Annotated in this window: 16 protein-coding genes; 5 read left to right on the top strand and 11 right to left on the bottom strand. The window is 72.1% G+C overall.

Features of this window, described 5'->3' with window-relative positions; translation table 11 throughout:
- Positions 1–61: 61 nt before the first annotated feature.
- Positions 62–775: a phosphatase PAP2 family protein gene (locus OG310_RS30740; protein WP_329459098.1), complete on the top strand. Its 714-nt coding sequence runs from the start codon at positions 62–64 to the stop codon at positions 773–775.
- 150 nt (positions 776–925) lie between these two features.
- On the opposite strand, the gene OG310_RS30735 is transcribed toward OG310_RS30740, so the two are convergent.
- The 7 genes from OG310_RS30735 to OG310_RS30705 all read right to left on the bottom strand — a co-directional run bounded on the left by OG310_RS30735 (position 926) and on the right by OG310_RS30705 (position 8,734).
- On the bottom strand, positions 926–1,804 hold the full coding sequence (locus OG310_RS30735; RefSeq protein WP_329459097.1) for a lysozyme: 879 nt from the start codon (positions 1,802–1,804) through the stop codon (positions 926–928).
- A gap of 341 nt (positions 1,805–2,145) precedes the next feature.
- Positions 2,146–2,913 (bottom strand): SAM-dependent methyltransferase, encoded by a 768-nt coding sequence (locus OG310_RS30730; protein ID WP_329459096.1) that lies wholly within the window; start codon positions 2,911–2,913, stop codon positions 2,146–2,148.
- 170 nt (positions 2,914–3,083) lie between these two features.
- On the bottom strand, positions 3,084–4,364 hold the full coding sequence (locus OG310_RS30725; RefSeq protein ID WP_329459095.1) for an MFS transporter: 1,281 nt from the start codon (positions 4,362–4,364) through the stop codon (positions 3,084–3,086).
- Positions 4,365–4,369: 5 nt separating this feature from the next.
- Positions 4,370–5,110 carry a GNAT family N-acetyltransferase gene (locus OG310_RS30720; protein ID WP_329459094.1) on the bottom strand — a complete coding sequence of 247 codons (741 nt, stop codon included), beginning with the start codon at positions 5,108–5,110 and terminating at the stop codon, positions 4,370–4,372.
- On the bottom strand, positions 5,107–6,333 hold the full coding sequence (locus tag OG310_RS30715) for a type III PLP-dependent enzyme (protein WP_329459093.1): 1,227 nt from the start codon (positions 6,331–6,333) through the stop codon (positions 5,107–5,109). Before OG310_RS30715 ends, OG310_RS30720 begins: the two co-directional genes overlap by 4 nt.
- An 8-nt stretch (positions 6,334–6,341) precedes the next feature.
- Positions 6,342–7,688 (bottom strand): DUF6271 family protein, encoded by a 1,347-nt coding sequence (locus OG310_RS30710; protein ID WP_329459092.1) that lies wholly within the window; start codon positions 7,686–7,688, stop codon positions 6,342–6,344.
- The gene (locus tag OG310_RS30705) at positions 7,670–8,734 is read right to left on the bottom strand and encodes a phytanoyl-CoA dioxygenase family protein (protein ID WP_329459091.1); all 1,065 of its coding nucleotides are present in this window, start codon (positions 8,732–8,734) and stop codon (positions 7,670–7,672) included. Before OG310_RS30705 ends, OG310_RS30710 begins: the two co-directional genes overlap by 19 nt.
- 953 nt (positions 8,735–9,687) lie before the next feature.
- On the opposite strand from OG310_RS30705, the gene OG310_RS30700 reads away from it, so the two are divergent.
- Positions 9,688–11,199 (top strand): glycoside hydrolase family 3 protein, encoded by a 1,512-nt coding sequence (locus tag OG310_RS30700; RefSeq protein WP_329459090.1) that lies wholly within the window; start codon positions 9,688–9,690, stop codon positions 11,197–11,199.
- An 81-nt stretch (positions 11,200–11,280) separates the two neighbouring features.
- On the opposite strand, the gene OG310_RS30695 is transcribed toward OG310_RS30700, so the two are convergent.
- On the bottom strand, positions 11,281–13,746 hold the full coding sequence (locus OG310_RS30695) for a SpoIIE family protein phosphatase (protein ID WP_329459089.1): 2,466 nt from the start codon (positions 13,744–13,746) through the stop codon (positions 11,281–11,283).
- A 321-nt stretch (positions 13,747–14,067) separates the two neighbouring features.
- Here OG310_RS30695 and OG310_RS30690 point away from each other — a divergent pair, with 321 nt between their 5' ends.
- From OG310_RS30690 to OG310_RS30680, 3 genes are all read left to right on the top strand, one after another.
- Positions 14,068–14,565, top strand: coding sequence for an SRPBCC family protein (locus OG310_RS30690; RefSeq protein ID WP_329459088.1), 498 nt, complete (start codon positions 14,068–14,070; stop codon positions 14,563–14,565).
- Positions 14,562–15,074, top strand: a complete 513-nt coding sequence (locus OG310_RS30685; RefSeq protein WP_329459087.1) for a DinB family protein — start codon at positions 14,562–14,564, stop codon at positions 15,072–15,074. The genes OG310_RS30690 and OG310_RS30685 overlap by 4 nt, the downstream gene beginning before the upstream one ends.
- Positions 15,075–15,179: 105 nt before the next feature.
- Positions 15,180–15,602, top strand: a complete 423-nt coding sequence (locus OG310_RS30680; protein WP_443078767.1) for a hypothetical protein — start codon at positions 15,180–15,182, stop codon at positions 15,600–15,602.
- 182 nt (positions 15,603–15,784) lie between these two features.
- On the opposite strand, the gene OG310_RS30675 is transcribed toward OG310_RS30680, so the two are convergent.
- From OG310_RS30675 to OG310_RS30665, 3 genes are all read right to left on the bottom strand, one after another.
- Entirely contained in the window at positions 15,785–17,662 is a 1,878-nt protein-coding gene (locus OG310_RS30675) for a thiamine pyrophosphate-dependent enzyme (RefSeq protein ID WP_329459086.1), read from the bottom strand.
- A 170-nt stretch (positions 17,663–17,832) separates the two neighbouring features.
- Positions 17,833–19,416 carry an FMN-binding glutamate synthase family protein gene (locus OG310_RS30670; protein ID WP_329459085.1) on the bottom strand — a complete coding sequence of 528 codons (1,584 nt, stop codon included), beginning with the start codon at positions 19,414–19,416 and terminating at the stop codon, positions 17,833–17,835.
- Positions 19,417–19,492: 76 nt separating this feature from the next.
- Complete coding sequence (locus OG310_RS30665; RefSeq protein ID WP_329459084.1) at positions 19,493–19,960, bottom strand: ATP-binding protein; 468 nt, start codon at positions 19,958–19,960, stop codon at positions 19,493–19,495.
- Positions 19,961–19,962: the final 2 nt, after the last annotated feature.

Genomic DNA, 19,962 nt, shown 5'->3' with positions numbered 1-19,962 from the left:
TGTGGGGCCGGGAGGTTCGACCCGCCGCGCCCGCGCGACACGCACGCAGGAAGCGGCCTCAATGACCACGCACACGGCGGCCACGCTCGCCTACGACGGCTCCGGTATCGACGGTTCGCTGTTCACCGATGTCACCGGTCTCGCCCGGCACACCCCTTGGCTGAACGAACCGGTCGCCCTCTGGACCAACGCGGGCCTCGCCGTCTTCGCGGTGCTCATGGTGATCGGCTGGTGGAGTGCCCGCAGGCGCGGCGCCCGCGCGATGACCCTGGCGCTGGCCGCGCCGGTTTCGGTGGCCGCCACGTTCGCCGTCGCCGAGGTGGTCAAGAAGCTGGTCACCGAGGTGCGCCCCTGCTACTCCCTGCCGCACGACTTCTTCGTCGAGGCGTGCCCCGTACGCGGCGACTACGCCTTCCCCAGCGGGCACAGCACCACGGCGTTCGCGACGGTCGCGGCCCTGTGGCTGCTCGACCGGCGGCTGAGCGCCGTCGCCGCCGTCTTCGCACTGCTCGAAGGGTTCACCCGGGTGTACGTCGGCGCGCACTACCCGCACGACGTGCTCGGTTCGGCGCTGCTGTCGCTGCCGCTCGCGTACGTCGCAAGCCGCCTGCTCGCCCGGACGGCAACGCCGCTGGTGGCCCGGCTCGGCGGCGGCCCGCTGAGGCCGCTGCTCGCGTCCGGGGCACCGGACGCCGCCCCGGGGCCCGACGCCATCGGCGGGCGGGCGCGGCATCGCCGCAGCGGGCGGGACCGGGAAGGAATGGGCAGCGCGTAAGGCCACCCCGCCCCCCGGCAGCCACGCCCGGGCAGCCGTCCGGCCGGTCCCCCGGTCCCACCGCGTCCCGCCCTGCGGCGCGCTCGTCGCCACGCGGCCGGAGTCACGGCGTGGCGACCGCGCGGGCCGCCACGCCACGCCACGCCCGGCTCAGGCGTTGTTGGCGAGGTTCGTCAGGCCGCTGAGCGGGCCGTTGAACCGGTCCTGGTCGCCGGGGAACGTCCCGGAGTCGGCGTACTGCCAGAACGTGTAGAACGGCCAGCCGGCCGGCAGCGTCCCCACACTGGAGGCGTAACGGGCGATGAACAGCGGGTCGTTGGCCGAGAAGGCCGCCGTGTTGCCGGTGCACGTCGTCCACCAGTCGGTGGTCGAGTAGATGGTGGGCCAGCGGGTGGTCTTGGCGTGCACCTCGTTCACGAAGGACGTGATCCAGCTGACCATCGCGGACTGGCTGAGCCCGTAGCACGTCGACGTCGAGCCGTACTCGATGTCGAGCATCGGCGGCAGGGTCTTGCCGTCCTTGGACCAGCCGCCCCCGTGCGCGACGAAGTAGTCGGCCTGCGCAGCGCCCGTCGACGAGTCGGGAGTGGCGAAGTGGTACGAGCCGCGGATGAACCCGGCGTTGTACGAACCGGTGTAGTTCGCCGAGAAGTTCGGGTCACGGTACGTTGTGCCCTCGGTCGCCTTCATGTACACGAACCGGGCGCCGTTCGCGTACGCGGACGTCCAGTTGATGGTGCCCTGGTAGTGGCTGACGTCCATACCGGCGGTCTGGGTGACGAGCGGGCCCGGGCTCCGGTCGGACGGGGGCTGCGCGGCGCCGCCCTCGTGGGCGCGGACGGTGGAGCCCATCCAGTCGAGTCCCGGGTCGTGCGCGGCCGGTGCGGCGGGCGCCGCGGGGGCCGGGGCGGCGGACGCCGTCTGGGGTACCGCGACGAGCAGGCCCGCGAGTCCGATCAGGGTCCCGGCGGCGCCGGACAGTACGCGGCGGGCGGCGGATCTGCGGCGGAACGTGCGTGCGAGGTCCATCAGTGCCTCCAGCAGTGGGGGGAGATTCCGGTGCGCTCACGACGTGCCCACCGTGCGGGCGTCGCATGCCGAAAGAGTGGGGCCTGAGGGAAGCGGCTGTGAAGGGGCATCGGCCCACGCCGTTGGTCTATACCTGCGAAAGCGGCGACCACCACGGACGCTGAAAGAAACTTTCACCGGCCTGGCGGCGCAACACGCTCAGTCAACTCGCCCCGTTCGTACGGAGTTTGGCGCAGCGTCGGCTTTGCCCCGCCACCCCTGGGGCCCCGCCGCGGCCGGCTCGGGGCGGCAAGCGCGGCGGGGCCCGTGGGTGAGCCGATGCCCGGGAGGGGATCAGGCGGTCAGCGGATGCGGGCCACGGCCGCGTAGATGCCGGACACCTCGTCCTGCGGCGCCGCCGTGTCCTGGTACCACCGCGGCGCGGGGACGATGCCGGGCGCGACCAGTTCGAGGCCGTCGAAGAACGGTTCGATCTCCGCGAGGGTGCGCCACTTCGAGTCGATCCGGGACGAGTACGCGTCGTTCGCCGGATGGAAGTCGAAGGTGCCGTGCGAGAACACGAGGACGCTGCCCGCCGGCATCGCGTCAACGAGGGTACGGACAATGCCGTAGGGATCCTGGTCGTCGGTGACGAAGTGCATCAGCGCGATCAGCGACAGGCAGACCGGCCGGTCGAAGTCGAGCACGGTACGGGCGTGTTCGAGGATGGCGCCCGGTTCCCGCACATCGGCCTGGATGTAGTCGGTGCTCCCGCCGGCGGCGCTGACCAGCAGGGCCTCCGCATGGCGCAGCACGATCGGGTCGTAGTCCGTGTACACGACGCGCGCTGTCGGCACGGCGCGCTGGACGATCTGGTGGAGGTTCGGCTCGGTCGGGATGCCGGTGCCGATGTCGAGGTACTGGTCGATCCCGGTGCCGGCGACCCAGGCCAAGGCGCGGTGCATGAACGCCCGGTTGTGCCGGGCCCCCTCGGCGACGGCCGGGGGCAGCCGCTCCGCCATCTCCTTGTCGACGCGGTAGTTGTCCTTGCCGCCGAGAAGGTAGTCGTACACGCGCGCCGGGTGGGGGGTGCTCGTGTCGATGGGCGATGCGGGTCTGTCGGTCGTCATGTCCTGCTCTCCGGTGTCCGTCTGTTCTCGTGCGGGCCCCTCGTCGGGACCCCGCGAGGGGACGGTACCGGGTGCTCGACGCGCCCGGTACCGTCCCGATCATGCCCGGTCCCGCTCACCGGCCGGGCGCCGGTCCCGGCGGGACCACCAGTACGCCCGGTGGCGCGGGGTCAGCTCTCCGCCGCCTCGGCCAGCGGCGCGATCCGCCCCTCGGGGACCCCGGGGGCATCGTCAGGCCCGGGTGCCGCGTCGGTCCCCACGGCCGCGCTCGGCCAGCTGATCCGGGTCGCGCAGAGCGTGACGACGAGGGCGCATCCGGCCACCGCGCCCATGCCCCACACCAGGCTGCCGGCGTTCGCGATGAATCCGATGACCGGCGGACCGCCCAGCAGACCCGTGGTCCCCATGGCGGCGACGAGGGTCAGGGCGTCCGAGCCCTGCGCCGCGGCAGCCACGTAGACGCAGGGGGTGACGGCCGCGATGCCGAGGCCGACACAGGCGAACCCGATCAGCGCGGGCACCGTGCCGCCGCTCAGCAGGGCGAGCGCGAGGCCCACCCCGGCCAGGGCGCTGCCGAACGTGACGATGCGTCCGTCGCCCCAGCGGCTGCGCCAGCCGTCCGCGAAGATGCGGGCCAGCACCATCATGCCGGAGACGACGGCGATGCCCAGGGGCGCGAGTTCCGCCGACGCCTTCGCGACGTCCTTGAGGTAGAGGGCGGACCAGTCGTTCATGGCGCCCTCGGTCACGGTGCCGAACGCCATCGCGCAGCACATCCACAGGGTCATACGGGTCGGCAGGGACCACCGGCCGGATTTCTTCGCCGGCTTGTCCGCCCCCGCGGCGGCGACCTGCCCGTCCTGCCCGTCGGCGGCCCCTGCTCCCTCCTCCGCCATCAGCCCGGATCGCGCGTATCCGACCAGCAGCAGCAGGAGGACGGCCGCCACGGCGAAGTGCGTGAGGACGGCGGAGGTCAGGGCGTTCATACCGGACGCGAGCAGGGCGGCCCCCAGGGACCCGGCGCTGAACGTGGCGTGCAGCCTGGCCATCGCGTTGCGCTTGTACCGGACTTCGAGAGCGGCTCCCTGCGCGTTCATCGAGACGTTGAGCCCGCCGACGAGGACACCGTCGGCCAGCATGATCACCAGGGCGACCGGGTAGTTCGGCGCCGACGCGAGCGCGAACAGCAGCAGGGCGAGGCCGAGGGCGGACAGCAGCGCGAGCCGCTGGGATCCGAGCCGCCTCATCAGCCATGCCACCAGCGGGAAGGAGGCGGCCGCCCCCACCCCGGTGGCCATCAGCAGCAGGCCCACCTCGGCCGTGCTCAGGCCCAGGTGCGCCTTGATCGCCGGGACCCGTGAGGCCCAGGTGGCGTACTGGAAGCCGAGGGTGCAGAACAGCGCGGCGATCGCCAGCTGTGCCCGTCGGAACGGATCGTGGACGCGGAACACGCGTATCAGCCCTTCTGTCGGTGCGTTGACGAGCCGCGCGGCGCGCTCATGTTGGCGGCGTGCGGCTTCCCGGCGCCGGGCACCGGCGCGGGCACCCGCACGGCCCGCGCCTCCTGCCCGCCGCCCCGGGCGGCCGCGGGAGTCCGGTCCAGGGTCACGGTCACCGCCCCGGCCACGGCCCGGCCGGCCGTGGCCGTCATGCCCGCGGTGGCCGTCCCGTCCACCGCCTGCGCCCGGCCGGCCACCACGGTCCTGCTCATGTACACGGCGTCGGCCCCGTAGCTCCCGGAGGGCACGATCCCCTGGTGCGCGGTGAATCCGTTGCCCGCCCAGAAGGTGTCGCTGCCGCCGACAGCGACCAGGGACATCCGCTCGAAGCCGTGCGCGGCGGCCGTGGCACTCAGGTGGCGCAGCAGGTGCCTGCCGAGGCCGCGGCCGCGCAGGTGCTCGGCGATGACGAGGTCGTGCAGATGGAGGTTGCTCGACTCGAACGCGGTCTCGTCGGTGCCGGCCAGCTCCGGGTAGGCGGACTCCGGGTAGGGCAGCGCCAGCGCGTAGCCGGCGAGCCGCCCCTCCAGGTGCAGGACGAAGCACGTCGACGGCGACGCGCGGACCCGGGACTCCAGCGCGGCGCGGCCCTCCGAGAGACCGGCCGGGTCGTAGGTGTGGAACTCCAGGGCGACGACCGCGTCCCAGTCGTCGTCCGACAGGTGCCGTACGCGTACGCCGTGGCGGGTCGGGCTCATCCGAGAGGCACCTTCCGCGCGGCCGGCTCGTGGGGAGGGGACGCCTCGGTGCTCCCGTCGCCCACGCAGACGTACGGCAGTGGGCTGAAGCCGTTGAACCCCTGCGTCATGTAGCTGGTCGCATAGGCGCCCGCGGAGATCACCCACACCGGATCGCCCGAGGCGAGCGCCTCGGGCACCTGGACGAGGCCGTGCTCGTGCGCGTAGGCGTCATCGCTGTCGCAGGTGGGCCCCGCGACGACCGCCGGTACGTACGGGCCGTCCGGGTGCGTCGGGAAGACGAGCCGGTACTGCAGCGCGTCCATCTCGTAGAGGCCGTTGAACTTGCCGCAGCTGAGGTAGAGCCAGTGCGCGCGCTCACCGCCGGGCTGCTCGCGCGAGGTCAGCCGGGCCACGTGCGCCCGGATGGCGCCCTGGTCGGCGACGAGGTAACGGCCCGGTTCCGCCAGGAACGTGAGGTGCTCCCCGAACTCGTCCCGCAACTGCTGGGTGCCTTCCCTGATCACCGCGAATATCTTGTCCGTCGGCGGATCGAGCGGCCTGCCCCGCGTGTCGAGGTATCCGGACGCGGGCAGCCCGCCGCCGAGGTTCACCTGGTCCAGGACCATGCCGCGGCGGCGCAGCGCGGCCAGCACATCGCCGATCCGCTCGAAGGCGCTCCGCCATGCCCCGGCCGTCATCTGCTGCGAACCGACGTGGACGGAGAGCCCCGAGGGGACCAGCCCCGCGTCCCGCGCGGACTCCATGACGCGCACCGCGTCGTCGGCCGAGCAGCCGTACTTGTTGCTGAGGCCCCACAGGGCCCCCTCCCCGTCGGTGGCGAGCCGGCAGAAGACCCGGGAGCCGGGAGCACGGGCGGCGATCGCCGCGACATCCTCCCGGCTGTCGGTCGCGAAGTCCCGGATGCCGAGGCGGTAGGCGTCGGCGATGTTGTGGTCGGACTTGATGGTGTTGCCGTAGTGCACGGCGTCGGCCGGCACACCGGTGGCGAGGGCCTGGACGATCTCCCGCGGGCTCGCCGCATCGAATCCGGCCCCGCACTCGGCGAGGCAGTCGAGCACCTCGTCGACGGGGCAGGCCTTCATGGCGAACCGGACGGCCACCCCGGGCAGTTCGCGGACCAGGCTCTCGTAGCGCTCACGTACGCCACCCAGGTCGAAGATGATCGTGTCCTCGGCCGAGTCGGCCAGCGCGGCGCGCAGGGACGCGTTCGGTCGCGTCATCGGCGGTCTCAAGCCGGCTGCCCGTCCCCGGGGCGGGCCGGGTCCGGTCCGCCGGTCCCGCCGAGTCCGAGGGCACGGCTCGCGTCGATCAGCGGGCCCCACTCCTCGATGAGGAACGCGAAGTCCTCGATGTCGCCGCGCGCCTCGTCCAGCAGCCGTTCCCTGCGGCCGGCGAGGGAGTCGGCGAAGTCGGCGTACTTCCCGCCCAGTTTGCGGTAGGCCGCATCGAGCGTGTCCAGCCGCTCGACGTTCTCCGTACGGTCGTGAGCGGCACTCTCGCGGACCATCTCCGCGATCAGGGGCACCCGCAGCCGGTGGTCCGCGTCGAGCAGCGCCCCGCCGGTCCGCGCCATCCGGTCGTACAGCGCGTTGAAGTAGAGCATCGACAGGAAGAACTTCACGAACCGCGTCTGGTACGCGGTGAAGCCGGCGCCCGTGCGGCGCTCCGGCGTGTAGAAGTTGACGATGTCGCGGTTGTGCAGCACACCGGGCAGTCCGGCGTCATGCACGACGTGCATGAGGAAGTAGTCGCTGCCGATGGTGTCGGTGGCCGGCGGCAGCGGCAACTGCTCCTGTACCGCGTGGAAGCTGATGTTGCACATGTCGATCCGCATCGGGTCGACGACGGTGAGGGTCGCCCGGTCGGCGGTGAACGCCTCGGTGCCCGCGCCGCGGAAGGACTCCGCGACGAGGTCCCGCTTCTGCTTGTCACTCCAGTCGACGGGCGCCCAGAGGCTGACGACGTCGACGTAGACCTCGGGGTCCAGCTCCTGGATCTCGCCGATGTCGACGGAGAGCTCGCCCACGAAGGAGCCGGCCACCATCGACACCGGCCGGTCCGCGTACCGCGGGTCAAGGTCGCTCGACGTGACGCCGCCGGCCGCGTCGCCGGCCCGCTTGCCGAGCGACATCAGCTCGTGGTGGATGGGGAACACGGGTGCGCCGTCCAGCACTTGGTAGCGGCTGTCCGAGTCCCTGCGATGCACGGACCGGCAGCCGAGCGCTGCGGCGATCAGGAACGCCCGGTTGGTGCACGCACCGTAGGAGACGCCCCCGGGGAGCATGAGGTCGAGCATCAGGTCCGGTTTGGGCACGTCGGCGTGGCGGATCACCCGCCTCAGGAAGTCGCGCTGTCCGCTCTCCCCGAGGTGGTGCACGACCACACCGGGCACCCGGGGCGCCCGCCGGACGGCCTCGGCGTGCGCGGCGAAGTCGGCGGCGCCGGAGGAGTCCAGGACGAGCAGGTGCACCTCGACGTCGAAGTGGCGTGCGGCGTGGGCGGCTTCCTCGTGCACGGCCGCTATCGTCCCGGCGCACTCCCGGTTGGTGGGGAGTGTCAGGCAGATTCTGCGCATGTCCCGTCCCCGGTCGACTCGTCGAACCGCTCACCGGTCCAGGACGTGAGGCCCAGCAGCTTGGAGCCCAGATCGCTCAGTTCGGCCGGGCCGTACCGCAGCGACTCGTGCTTGTCCCGGTCGCCGAGCAGTGTCCCGTTCCATTCGGGGGTGCTCAGGGTGCGCCACGAGTTCACGCGGGAGCGGCGCAGCTCCTCGTGGGACTCCAGCGCGGGCATCATCGAGAGGTACTGCACGGCGCGCACCCCGTCGGTGGAGATGTTGGGTGCCACGCCGTGGGCCAGGGCGCCGTTCCAGATCAGCAGGTCGCCCGCCTCCAGGTCGGGACGTACCACCGGGAACTCGGCCGGGTCGTATGCGGGCCTGATCGGGTCCCGGTCCGCGGGCTGGTCCACCTTCCAGCGGTCGAAGTGGCGGAACAGCTCCGGGTTGCACTGGAAGCCGCCCTGGTCCGGCTTGGTGTCGTTGAGCGCGATGATGCCCTGCACGCGCTGCGGCACGACGCCGAGCGTGGAGTCGATGTCCCAGTGCAGCTTGATGTCGAAGCCGCGCTCGGTGGACGGGATGAGCGCGCGGTCACGGGTCCTGACGTTGGGCGGGTTGAGGTTGAGCCGGTCCAGCGTCACCCAGAGCTCTTCGCAGTCCCAGACGTCGACGAAGGCGTCGTAGACGCGCTGCGCCTGGCGGTTGTCCCAGATGAGCTGGTGCTGGTAGGCCTCCACGAAGCCGTAGATGTGCAGTTCGCGGTCGAGGTCCGAGCGGTATTCCCGCTCCTCGTACCAGGTCTCCGGCCGCTGGGGGTCGAGGCCCTGGAAATCCCAGGCGAATTCCAGCAGTTGTTCCGCCACCGCGGTCGGTACGGCCTGCTTGACCACGATGTAGCCGTAGGTCTGCCAGAAGGTGAAGTCCTCTTCCGACAGCACGCGGAGCTTGTGCTCCTTGCGGAGTTCCCGCAGCGGTGTCTGTGCCAGATAGGTGTCGGCGTCCCTGCTGAAATACGGGACGTCCGACGGGACCCGGTACAGATAGCGGTCAGATGCCTGCATGGAGTCGCTCCAAGGCTCGTTCTTGTGTCGATGTCACTGAACGGATCGCCTCCGGCACGCGAACGGGGCCGGGAGGGATCCGGTGTGGGGGCACACACGGTCAGTGGGGGGAACGGCTTCCGAGGACCCGTCAGGTTCGGAGCCGGGCCGGTGGCTGCCGCGCACAGCCGTGGGACAGGGCGCCGTTGTCACACCGACTGGTGGGGGCCTCTCCGAAGCCTCAGACGGGCGGTCGGACAGACGGGCAGAGGGTGGGCGCCGGCGCTGGGAGGCGGGGTTCAGAGCGACGGGGAGTCGGGGGGCGCGCACTGCCGCGTCGAGCGGTCAGCCGCAGTCGGTGTGGTTCTCCGCGCATACAGCACCAGCTTCTCGCCCCTTGCACTTGCCCTTGCGCTTGCTGCCCTCGACGGGCCATGGACACCCGAGGGTGTCCGTTCGGTTCCGCTCGGTGAATGGTCGGGACCGGGCGGGCCGGTTCGTCACATCCGTTTCTTGCGTCACTCGCGTCCCACCAAAATGGACTAGACCAACTTCCCCTGTCAATAGCGAAATCGGGCACATCCGTTACCCGGAACGCACAAGCGTCACACCCGTTCGAAACGATCCGGGCCAGAACGGAGCGTTGTCGCGGAAGAACTGCCCACCCGTCAGACGTGGGCGCAGCCGCGAAGGTTCAGTTCCGGGGTCGAGAAACGGGAGCCCCGGGACCCCGGGCCCCGAGTTCCCGAGCACACACGCCCGCCCGGCGTCGGGGCCCGCGGGAAGGCCCGGCGTCGGGGCCCGTGGGAAGGAGCGGCCGGCTACCGCAGCGGGGGCGATCACGCGCGAGGCGCACCGCGCACGACGCCTCGCACCCTTGACACCCCGATTGGCCTAGGCCAATATCCCTTTGGCCTGTACCAATCACACCGCTGCTCTCGATATGTCCCGCACTCCCCCGGAAGGCCCGGTCGATGTCCTCCAGCAAGCACAACCAGGACGTGCGCGCTCTCGCGCTCTCCGTCCTCCAACCGGGCTTCGCGGGCACCGAGGCACCGGACTGGATCCTGCGCGCGATCGGTGCCGGGCTGTCATCGGTCGTGCTGTTCACGCGCAACATCGCCTCCCCCCAGCAGGTCGCGCGGCTGACGGCTCAGCTCCGCGCCGAGAATCCGTCGTTGATCATCGCGATCGACGAGGAGGCCGGGGACGTCACCCGCCTGGAGTCCGCGACCGGTTCGACCCGGCCCGGCAACTTCGCGCTCGGCGCCGTGGACGACGTCGAGCTGACGGAGTGCGTCGCCCGCGACCTGGGCCGCCAGTTGCACGCCGCCGGGGTGAGCCTCGACTACGCGCCCAGCGTCGACGTCAACTCCAACCCGGACAACCCCGTCATCGGAGTCCGGTCCTTCGGCATCGAGACCGCCGTGGTGTCGCGGCACGCGGGCGCCTGGGTGCGGGGGCTGCAGTCCGCCGGTGTCGCGGCCTGCGCCAAGCACTTCCCCGGCCACGGCGATGTCGCCGTCGACTCGCACCACGGCCTGCCCAGCTACGAGGCCGACCTGGACCGGATCGCCGAACAGGCGCTGCCGCCGTTCCGCGCCGCCCTCGACGCCGGCGTGCGCGCCGTCATGAGCGGCCACCTCCTGGTACCGGCCTACGACCCGGACCTGCCCGCCACCCTCAGCCGGCGCATCCTCGTCGAACTGCTGCGCAAGGAACTCGGCTTCGACGGCCTCATCGTCACCGACGCGATCGAGATGGGTGCCGTCACGAACCTGTACGGCATCGGCGGTGCCACCGTGAAGGCCGTCCTCGCGGGCGCGGACGCGGTCTGCGTCGGCGGCGAGAGCGCCGAGGAGTCCACCACGCGACTGCTCGCCGACGCCCTGGTGGACGCCGTCCGCTCGGGCGAACTGCCCGAGGAGCGCCTCGTGGAGGCAGCGGAGCGGGTGCGGGAGTTCGCCGACTGGTCGGTCCGCCTGGGCAGCGCCGTCCCGGTGGACCCGGTGAGCGGCGACATCGGCTACGTCGCGGCGCGCCGCGCCATCCGGCTCAGCGGACCCGCGGACGACGTCCTGCCGCTGACCGCGGCGCCGCACGTGGTGGAACTCGTGCCGTCGACGAACCTCGCCATCGCCAAGGAGACACCCTGGGGCGTCGCCGTCCCGCTGCGCGAGCGCCTCCCCGGAACGACCTTCGTCCGCGTCCACCCGCAGGAACTCGCGGAGCGCGCCGCGCTCCTGCAGGAGTACGCGCTGGCGCCCGCCGCGGGGCGCCCCATCGTGGTGGTCGTCCGGGACGCGGCACGCCACGCGTGGATGGGCCGCGCGCTCGCGGACCTCACCGTGGCACGGCCCGACGCGATCGTGGTGGAGATGGGCCTGCCCGGCGCCTGCGCCCCCGGCGCGCTGCACATCTTCACGCACGGCGCCACGGCGGCTTCAGGCGTCGCCGCCGCCGAGGTACTGGCGGGCGCGCGGTAACTCCCGCGTCCCCGCGCGCGACGGCGCGCCGGACCGGATGCGCGACGGGCCCCGGTGGGCGAGGCCCGATCGGACGATCCCTCAGCGGGCCCCCACCGCCGCCCTGCCGCGTATGCGGGCCACCAGCAGCGCCGCGTCGTCCTGCGGCTCGTGGCCGGTCATGGAATGGGTCACGCCCCGGCAGTAGGCGCCGAGGTCGTCCGCCGGACGCGCGAGCTGGGTGCGCAGGCGCTCCAGACCCCGGTCGAGGTCCGCCGCGCGGCCGTTGAGGAGGCCGTCCGTGAACAGCGCGACGAGCGTGCCGTCCGCGACGGGCACGGCCCTCTCCTCGTACCCGCCCTCCCCGAAGCCGATCGGCGTACCGGCCGGCAGATCGAGGTGGCGCACACCGCCGTCGGGGTCGACCAGGGCGGGCGGCGGATGCCCGGCGCAGGAGAACGTGCACAGCCCGGTGGCGGGGTCGTACTCGGCGTACACGCAGGTGCCGCCCACCATGGGTTCGGCGAAGCCGTCAGGCCGCCTGTTCTCGTCGGAGAGCTTGACGGCGGCCTGGTCGAAACAGGTCAGCACCTCGGCGGGCGGCAGGTCGAGGAGCGCGAGGGCGTGCACGGCCGTCCGCAAGCGGCCCATCGACGCCGCCGCCTCCACACCGTGGCCGACGACGTCCCCGACGACGAGGCCCACGCGGCCGCGCGGCAGCGCGATGGCGTCGAACCAGTCGCCCCCGACGGCCTCGTAACCGTCCGCGGGTACGTACTCCGCGGCCAGTTCCACCGCGTCCCCGCCCCGCAGGCCGCGGGGCAGCATGTTGCGCTGGAGGGCGAGCGCGGCCCTCCGCTCGCGCGTGTAGCGCCGCGCGTTGTCCAGGTGCAGCGCGGCCCGCACCGCCAGTTCCCGCGCCAGCTCCAGGTCGTCCCGCGTGAACGGGTCCCGGTCCTTCGTGCGGATGAAGACGGCGACCCCCAGGATGGTGCGGCGCGCCTCCAGCGGCATCACGATCATGGAGTGCATGGCGAAGGCGTTCGCCAGTTCCGCTCGCACGGGGTCGTGGACGAACCACGTGCTTGTCGAGGTGTCCATGGCGGGCGCGTAGAAGGGTTCCCCCGTCTTCAGCACCTCCAGCAGCGGCGAGCCCTCCGGCACGTAGACGGGATCCCCGACGGCGTACGCCGATTCCGGGGTGCCTTCGTGCAGCGAGGCCGCGCCGGCCCGCCGGAACGCCGGTATGTGCTTGCTGCGCGGGCGCAGGTGATCGAGCGGTTCGCCACCGAGGCGGACCGACTCGGCCAGATCGACGGTCGCGAAGTCGGCCAGCAGCGGCACCGTCACATCGGCCAGCTCCTGCGCCGTGGTGGTCACGTCGAGGGTGGTGCCGATGCGCAGGCCCACGTCGCTGAGCAGGGCGAGCCGCTCCCGGCTGCCGCTCCTGGTGATGTCCGTGGAGAACGTGCAGACCCCGATGGGGGTGCCGTCCGCGTCGTCGAGCCTGAACAGGGTGGAGGAGGTCACCTGCTCCCGCTGCTCGTTGTCCTCGGTCAGCCACCGGAACTCGTGGTCGATCACGGGCCGCCCGTCCAGGAGGACCTGCCGCATCACCGCCTCGACGTTGTCCGGGTCGTAACCGGGCAGGGCCTGCCGCACCGGGACGCCGATCCGCCGGTTCCGAAACGGGCTCCGCGCGTGGTTCACCGTGGTGTTCATCCACCGGCACCGCAGGTCGGCGTCCCAGATGGCCAGCGCCACCGGCGAGTTCTCCAGCAGGCAGCGGCCGATCGGACCGAGGGGGAACACGGACTCGTCGAAGCCGTCCGCGCCGTCCGCGCCACTTTCGCCGTCCGCGCCGCTCTCGCCGTTCTGAGCCGTCGCGCCGTCGGCGGCCCTTCCCCCGTCCGGGTCCCCCACGCAGCCCAGGTCCGCCACGCCGTTCGCGCCGCCCCGGCCCTGGCGGAGCCTCGCGCCGTCCACGCAGCCCTGGCCGTGGCGGAGCCCCTCACCGTCCACACCGTCCACGGACCTCGCGCCGTCCTGCGCCCCCGCGCCGTCCCCGTCCGGCGCCCCGCCCAGGAGCACCATCCACCGGACCGCGTCCGTGCCGCTCCGGAGCGGCACGGACCGTGCCCGCACGCGTACGGTCCTGCCGTCGCGGTGCCGCAGTGCGAGCGCGCCGGCGGTCGGCTCCACCGCGGCGATCGCACGCGGCACGCCCGGCCGCCGGGCGAGCGCGCTCCCACCGGAGCGAGCCGTCCGCGCGTCGGCCCGTACGGCGCCGGGCCCGGTCACCACCTGCTGCCGCTTACCGGAGACCGCCGCCTCCGGCACGTCGTCGGGGTTTCGCTCCCCCGGGGACGGCTGCGGTACCCGCGTCGTCTCCCGCGTCTCCACGACGAGTTCGGCGAGAGTCAGGCCCACGGCCTCGGACGCCCGGTACCCGAGCAGGCGCCCCGCGCCGCCCGTCCATCCGGTCACCCTGCCGCGCTCCCCCTCGACCAGCATCACGGCGGCGCCGGCGGAATCGCACGGTGTCAGTGCCGTCTCGGACGTGGCCACGGCCCCTGGCTCCCCTTGCTCGACCATGTGCCCGCCTTTCCCGCAGGGAAATATGGTCCTTAAGGTGACAAAGATGCCTCAAAAGAACACACAACAAAAACGGCCTGGTCACAGGCGCCGGCCGGGAGCGGTGGGGCCCGCACGTGCCGATACGGAGCGTCGTCGGCCGGAGGGGGCGCCGCGCCGGGTCCACCAGACCCGCCGTCGCGTCGGCCGGAAGTGGACGGCCCGGCGAACACACCGAGCGAGCGCTGTCATACCCCCCGTGTAGCGTCCGGGTCACAGTCACTTTGATGCTCTGCGGTTGACGGAGGAGCGGGGATGGCAGGTACGACAGGCGAGGCCGTGGTGGCGGTGTCCCGGCGCATCGGGGCCCGTGCGGGGGAGGTCTTCGGGATCCTGAGCGACCCCGGACGGCATCTGGACCTCGACGGCTCGGGGATGCTGCGCGGTTGCGTCCGAGGCGGCGCGGTGAGCGGTGTCGGGGATGTCTTCGTGATGCGGATGCACTACGAGCGCTACGGCGCGTACGAGACGAACAACCACATCGTGGAGTACGAGCGGGACCGCCGCATCGGCTGGGAGACGAGGCCCGGTCGCGGACACCCGGACGCCACCGCGCCCGTCCGCGCGTGGGGCCACCGGTGGATCTTCGACCTGCTCCCCGACGGAGCAGGGGCCACGGTCGTGACCGAGACCTTCGACGGTTCGCGCATGCCCGAGGACAGACGCACGGAAGTGACCGAGGGGCGTGCCTGGTGGCAGACACAGATGGCGGGCACCCTGGAACGGCTCGCTGAACTGTGCGCTGCCCGGTGAACGCCGGACTCGACGCGCTCAAAGCCGCCTTGGACCGTCAGCGTGCCCACGTCGTCGGCATCCTCGAAGGGCTCACGGAGGAGGATCTGCGGCGGCCGGTACTGCCGAGCGGCTGGAGCTGTCTGGCGTTGCTGCGTCACCTCACCCTGGATGTCGAACTCTTCTGGTTCTCCGGGGTGATCGCGGGAGATGCGGATGTGGCCGGTCAGTTGCGGGCGGGTTCGGCGCCGCACTGGTACGTCCCCGAGGGGATGAGCACCGGAGAGGTCTTCGCCGGCTACCAGGCGGCCATCACGCGCGCGGACGCCGTGCTCGCCACCGCGGGACCCGAACAGGAGCCCGCCGCCTGGCCCGTGAAGATCTGGCCGACCTGGCGGCTGCCCGACGTGCGGCACATCCTGATCCACGTACTGACCGAAGTCGCCTGCCACAGCGGGCACCTGGACGCGGTACGCGAACTGATGGACGGCACCACCTGGCTCGGCGGGGATCCGTACGCCGCCCAGTGAGTGGTGGCGAAGGAAGCCGGTGAGCCGGGTGCACCCCGGACGTCGGCGTCGGGCAGCGTCATTCCCAGCACGGGCCGCACCTCCCGCCTGCGACGGTGCAGCCGCGTGGCGTCCATCTCGCTGCGTGAACTGTCGGCCCGGATGCCCGTAAGTGAGGGCTACGCGTACACTGACGGTTTCCCGTTCGACCCGAAGGACCGAGCCGTGCCCGACCGACCTGAGATTGTCTGCATCTGCGGCTCTGCCCGGTTCGTGGACGAGATGAGCGCGGCGAACCGTGATCTGACCTTCGCAGGTGCCATCGTCGTCGCGCCGGGCGTCTTCCTGCACGCCGAGGATCACGAAGCAGACGAGTTGATCACCGACGAGCAGAAGACCGCGCTGGACGCCCTCCACCTGCGCAAGATCGATCTGGCTGACCGGGTTCTGGTCGTCAACCCAGGCGGATATGTCGGCGAGTCCACGAGCAGGGAGATCGCCTACGCCCACGCCACAGGCAAGCCGGTCTCGTTCACCGATCCCCTCTGACCAGTGGGCCTTCGTGGTGCCCGCGGACAGCGAGCCTCGATCAGCCGTCCAGGGCACGGACGGGTGGGGCCAAGTCCGGCGCGGAGCGGGGCCGCCGGGCCGGCCCACCAGCCGCCCCGGTGGCCCCCGCTCCGCGCCGCCCCTCCCCCGGGCCGGTGTCCCCGGGACCTGTGACCGCGCGGTCAGCCCGTGGCCGCGTCGCCGCCGTGCCCCCGGACGATCTCCTTGACCTTGGCCACCGCGAAGCCCCAGCCCTGCTCCGCCGTCGGCTTGGCGGGGACGGCGATCTCATCGGGATTTGTAAGGACGTCGAGCAGCACCGGGCCGGGCGTGTCGAACGCCCTGCGCACGGACTCCTCCAGATCCGCCGGGTCACTCACCCGGATGCCGGTGATGCCCATGGCCGTGGCGACCGCCGCGAAGTCGGGGTTGTCGAGCACCGTGCCGAACTCCGGGAGCCCCGCCTGCTCCTGCTCCAGCTTGACCATGCCCAGACGACGGTTGTCGAAGACGACCAGTTTGACGGGCAGTCGGGCCGTCTTGAGCGTCATCAGGTCGCCGAGGAGCATGCTCAGCCCGCCGTCCCCGCAGAACGCCACCACCTGCCGCTCCCGGTCCAGGCACTGCGCTCCGAGCGCGTGCGGCATGGCGTTCGCCATGGAGCCGAGGTTGTACGAGCCGATCAGGCGGCGCGTACCGCGCATCTCGACCAGCCGGGAGAGCCAGACCGTGGCCATCCCCGTGTCGGAGGTGAAGATCGCGTCATCGGCGGCGATCCGGTCGACGGCCGTCGCGAGCGCCTCGGGCCGGATGTCGTGCTCCCGGTTGTCCAGCGCTGAGCGGATCCGGCCGACACCGCCCTTGTCGTGGCGCGGATCGGCGAGCCGCGCCTGGCCCTCCTGCCAGTGCACGAAGTGCTCGCGGGCGCGGTCCAGATGCTTGCGGTCGCGGACCTTGTGCGCCGGGGCGGTGCCGGTGAGCGCCGGGCCCTCGCCTCCCGGGTCCACGGCCGTCCGGCCGGTGCCCGCCGTGTCCGTACGTCCCGGGTCCGCGCCCTCAGCACTCCCCTGGTTCCCGCCGCCCTCTTGGCGCAGGTAGTGCAGCAGGTCGCGAACCGTGGCGCCGACATCGCCGACGAGCCCGGCCGCGACGGGGACGCGGCGCCCGATGTGCGCGGGGTCGGTGTCCACCTGGATGACGGTCCTGCCCTGCGGATACCACTCCCGGTAGGGGAAGTCGGTACCCAGCAGGAGCAGGGTGTCGGCGTCGTGCAGCGCGGAGGCCGCAGCGGGATTGCCGATCAGGCCGGTCTGGCCGACCTGGAAGGCGTTGTCCGGCCCCTCGAATCCCTCCTTCGCCTTCAGGGTCAGCACCATCGGGGCCGCCAGCCGGTCGGCGAGCGCGAGGACGTCCGCGCGGGCGGCGCGGGCGCCCTTGCCGACGAGCAGGGTGACGCGTTCCGCGCTGTCGAGGAGCCTCACGGCGTCGCGTACGGCGCTCTCCTCGGGCCGGGTCACCGTGGAACTGAGCGAGAAGCGGGCGGGCCGGTCCGTTCCCAGTTCCCGGCCCCCGATGTCCGCGGGCACCGTGAGGACGGCGACCCCCTTGCGGCCGAGCGCGTTGCGTACGGCTGACTCCAGCATCGCGGGCAGCTGGTCCGGTGAGGAGATGGTGGCGCGGAAGACCGCTACGTCACTGAACAGGGCGTCGTTGTCGACCTCCTGGAAGGAGTCGCCGCCCATCTCCGGCAGCGCCACCTGGCCGGCGATCGCCAGTACGGGGGTGTGGCTCTTGGCCGCGTCGTAGAGACCGTTGAGCAGGTGGACGGAGCCGGGTCCGACCGTCCCCATGCACACGCCGAGGTTCCCGGTGAGCTGGGACTGCGCACTGGCGGCGAAGGCCGCCGCCTCCTCGTGGCGGCACCCCACCCACTCCACGTCCTCGGTGGTGCGGATGGCGTCGGTCAGCGGGTTGAGCGCGTCCCCGACGACGCCGAACACCTGGCGGACGCCGAGTTCACTGAAGGCGTCGACGATGACGCGGGCTACGGTGCGGGCCACGAATTCCTCCAACTCGAACACAAGAATCAGCTTGGGCGTGCAAAAGAGATAGTCATCCGTCAGGAAGCGGTCGGAGCGCGGTCCCCCGCGACCCGGGCCTGCCGGCCCCGCGTCCGCTCGGACGAGGCGCGTCCCCGGGCTGCGCACGCCCCTTGGCGGACTCACCCGGCTCACACGGTGAACCGGTCGGGGTCGGCGGCCTCCCAGTCGGCGGCCCAGGCGGTCGGCGGTTCGCTCAGCAGCTCGCCGGGGGTGAGCCACTCGTAGAGCTCCTCGTAGGAGAGCACGGTCCCCGGGTCGACGCGCCGGCGCAGCATGTGCGGGCGCAGGTGCGCCGGGTCGCGGACGCCCATGGACGCCATGATCTGCAGCGCGCCCGCCACCGTCGCCTCCTGGAGGCGCCGGACCCGCTGGGTCTTGTCCCCGACGTCGAGTGCGCGGGCCCGGCGCGGGTCCTGCGTGGTGACGCCGGTGGGGCAGGTGTTGGTGTGGCAGCGCTGCGCCTGGATGCAGCCCACGGCGAACATCATCGCGCGCGCCGCGTTGCCGTAGTCGGCGCCCTGCGCGAGCCGTTTGACCAGGTCGGCGCCGGTCGCGATCTTCCCGCTCGCGCCCACCTTGATCCGGTCCCGCAGCCCCGTGCCGACGAGGGCGTTGTGCACGGTGAGCAGACCCTCGGTGAGGGGGGTGCCGAGATGGTCGGCGAACTCCAGGGGTGCCGCGCCCGTACCTCCCTCGGCGCCGTCCACGATGATGAAGTCGGGTGTCGTGCCCTCCTGCAGCATCGCCTTGCACACGGCGAGGAACTGCTGCCGCGACCCAGGACAGATCTTGAACCCGGCCGGCTTGCCACCGGACAGTTCCCGCATCCGCGCGACGAAGCGGACCAGCTCGCGCGGGGTGGAGAACACCCGGTGGTAGGGCGGCGAGACGACGGTCTCGCCCTGGGGGACACCTCGTACGCTCGCGATCTCGGCGTTGACCTTCGCGCCCGGCAGCACGCCGCCGATGCCCGGTTTCGCGCCCTGCGAGAGCTTGAGCGAGACGCACTTGACGTTGTCGTGCGCCGCCTTCTCGGCGAACTGCGCGGGGTCGAAGTCCCCGTCCTCGGTGCGGCAGCCGAAGTAGCCGGTGCCGATCTCCCAGACGATGTCGCCGCCCGGGCGCAGGTGGTACTCCGACAGTCCGCCCTCGCCGGTGTCGTGGGCGAAACCGCCTGCCGCGGCGCCCCCGTTGAGCGCCAGGACGGCGTTCGCGGACAGGGAGCCGAAGCTCATGGCCGACACGTTCAGCAGCGCCATGTCGTAGGGCCGGGTGCAGTCGGGCCCGCCGATCCGCACACGGGGCGGCGTGTCGGCCACCGGCAGGGGGGCCATCGACGGCACCAGGAACTCGTGACCGCTCTGGTACACGTCGCGTTCCGTGCCGAACGGTTCCTCGGCGTCCGTGCCCTTCGCGCGCTGGTAGACGATGCTGCGTGTGTCCCGGTCGAAGGGGCGGCCGTCGAAGTTCCGCTCCACGAAGTACTGCTGCATCTCCGGGCGGATGCTCTCCATCAGGAACCGGGCATGTCCGACGACCGGATAGTTGCGCAGCACCGTGTGCTTGCGCTGCAGGAGGTCGTACACACCGAGCAGGCCCAGCAGGACGAGAGGGACACCGGCGAACCACCACCACGGGGAGTCCCCCACCGCGAGACCTACCGCGGCCAGCGCCGCCACCACCGAGAGAACCACCAAACCTATGCGCGTCACACGTGCCGGGTTTCCGGGCAACGGCCGTCCACACCTGCGGGACGGGCCAAGACTCTCTCAAGAGACCCGCGTCACCTCACGCGTCGGAGCCCGACGGCGCCCGGCCGGGCGCCGGGCTCTCCTCCTGCGCCGCGGCCCGGCCCGTCGGCGGCCGGAAGCACGCGATGACCGTCTTACCGTTCGGGCAGGGCCGCGTCTCCCAGCTGTCGGCGAGCGCCTCGACGAGGTACATGCCCCGGCCACCGAGGCGGTCCTCGCTCGGCGGCCTGGCCTGCGGCAGCCGCGGGGACGCGTCGTGCACACTCACGTGCAGGCAGTCGGTGTCCCAGGTCAGCACGAGCTGAGCGCTGCTGCGCGCGTGCACATGGGCGTTGGTGACGAGTTCGGAGACCGTCAGCAGCACGGCGTCCACGGTGTCCGGGGCGCTTTCGGTCCAGCGAAGCGTCTCCAGGTGCTCCCGCGCCCAGTGCCGGGCCGCCCGTACCCCGCTGGTCAGGGGCAGCGACCGGGCCCACCCCACGGCCCGTACCTCCGATTCACGCATGA

Origin of the sequence: Streptomyces sp. NBC_01497, from assembly GCF_036250695.1 — a bacterium.
Lineage (GTDB): Bacteria > Actinomycetota > Actinomycetes > Streptomycetales > Streptomycetaceae > Streptomyces.
Note: the sequence above shows the minus strand (reverse complement) of the source record. Positions and strands in the feature narration are given on the sequence as shown.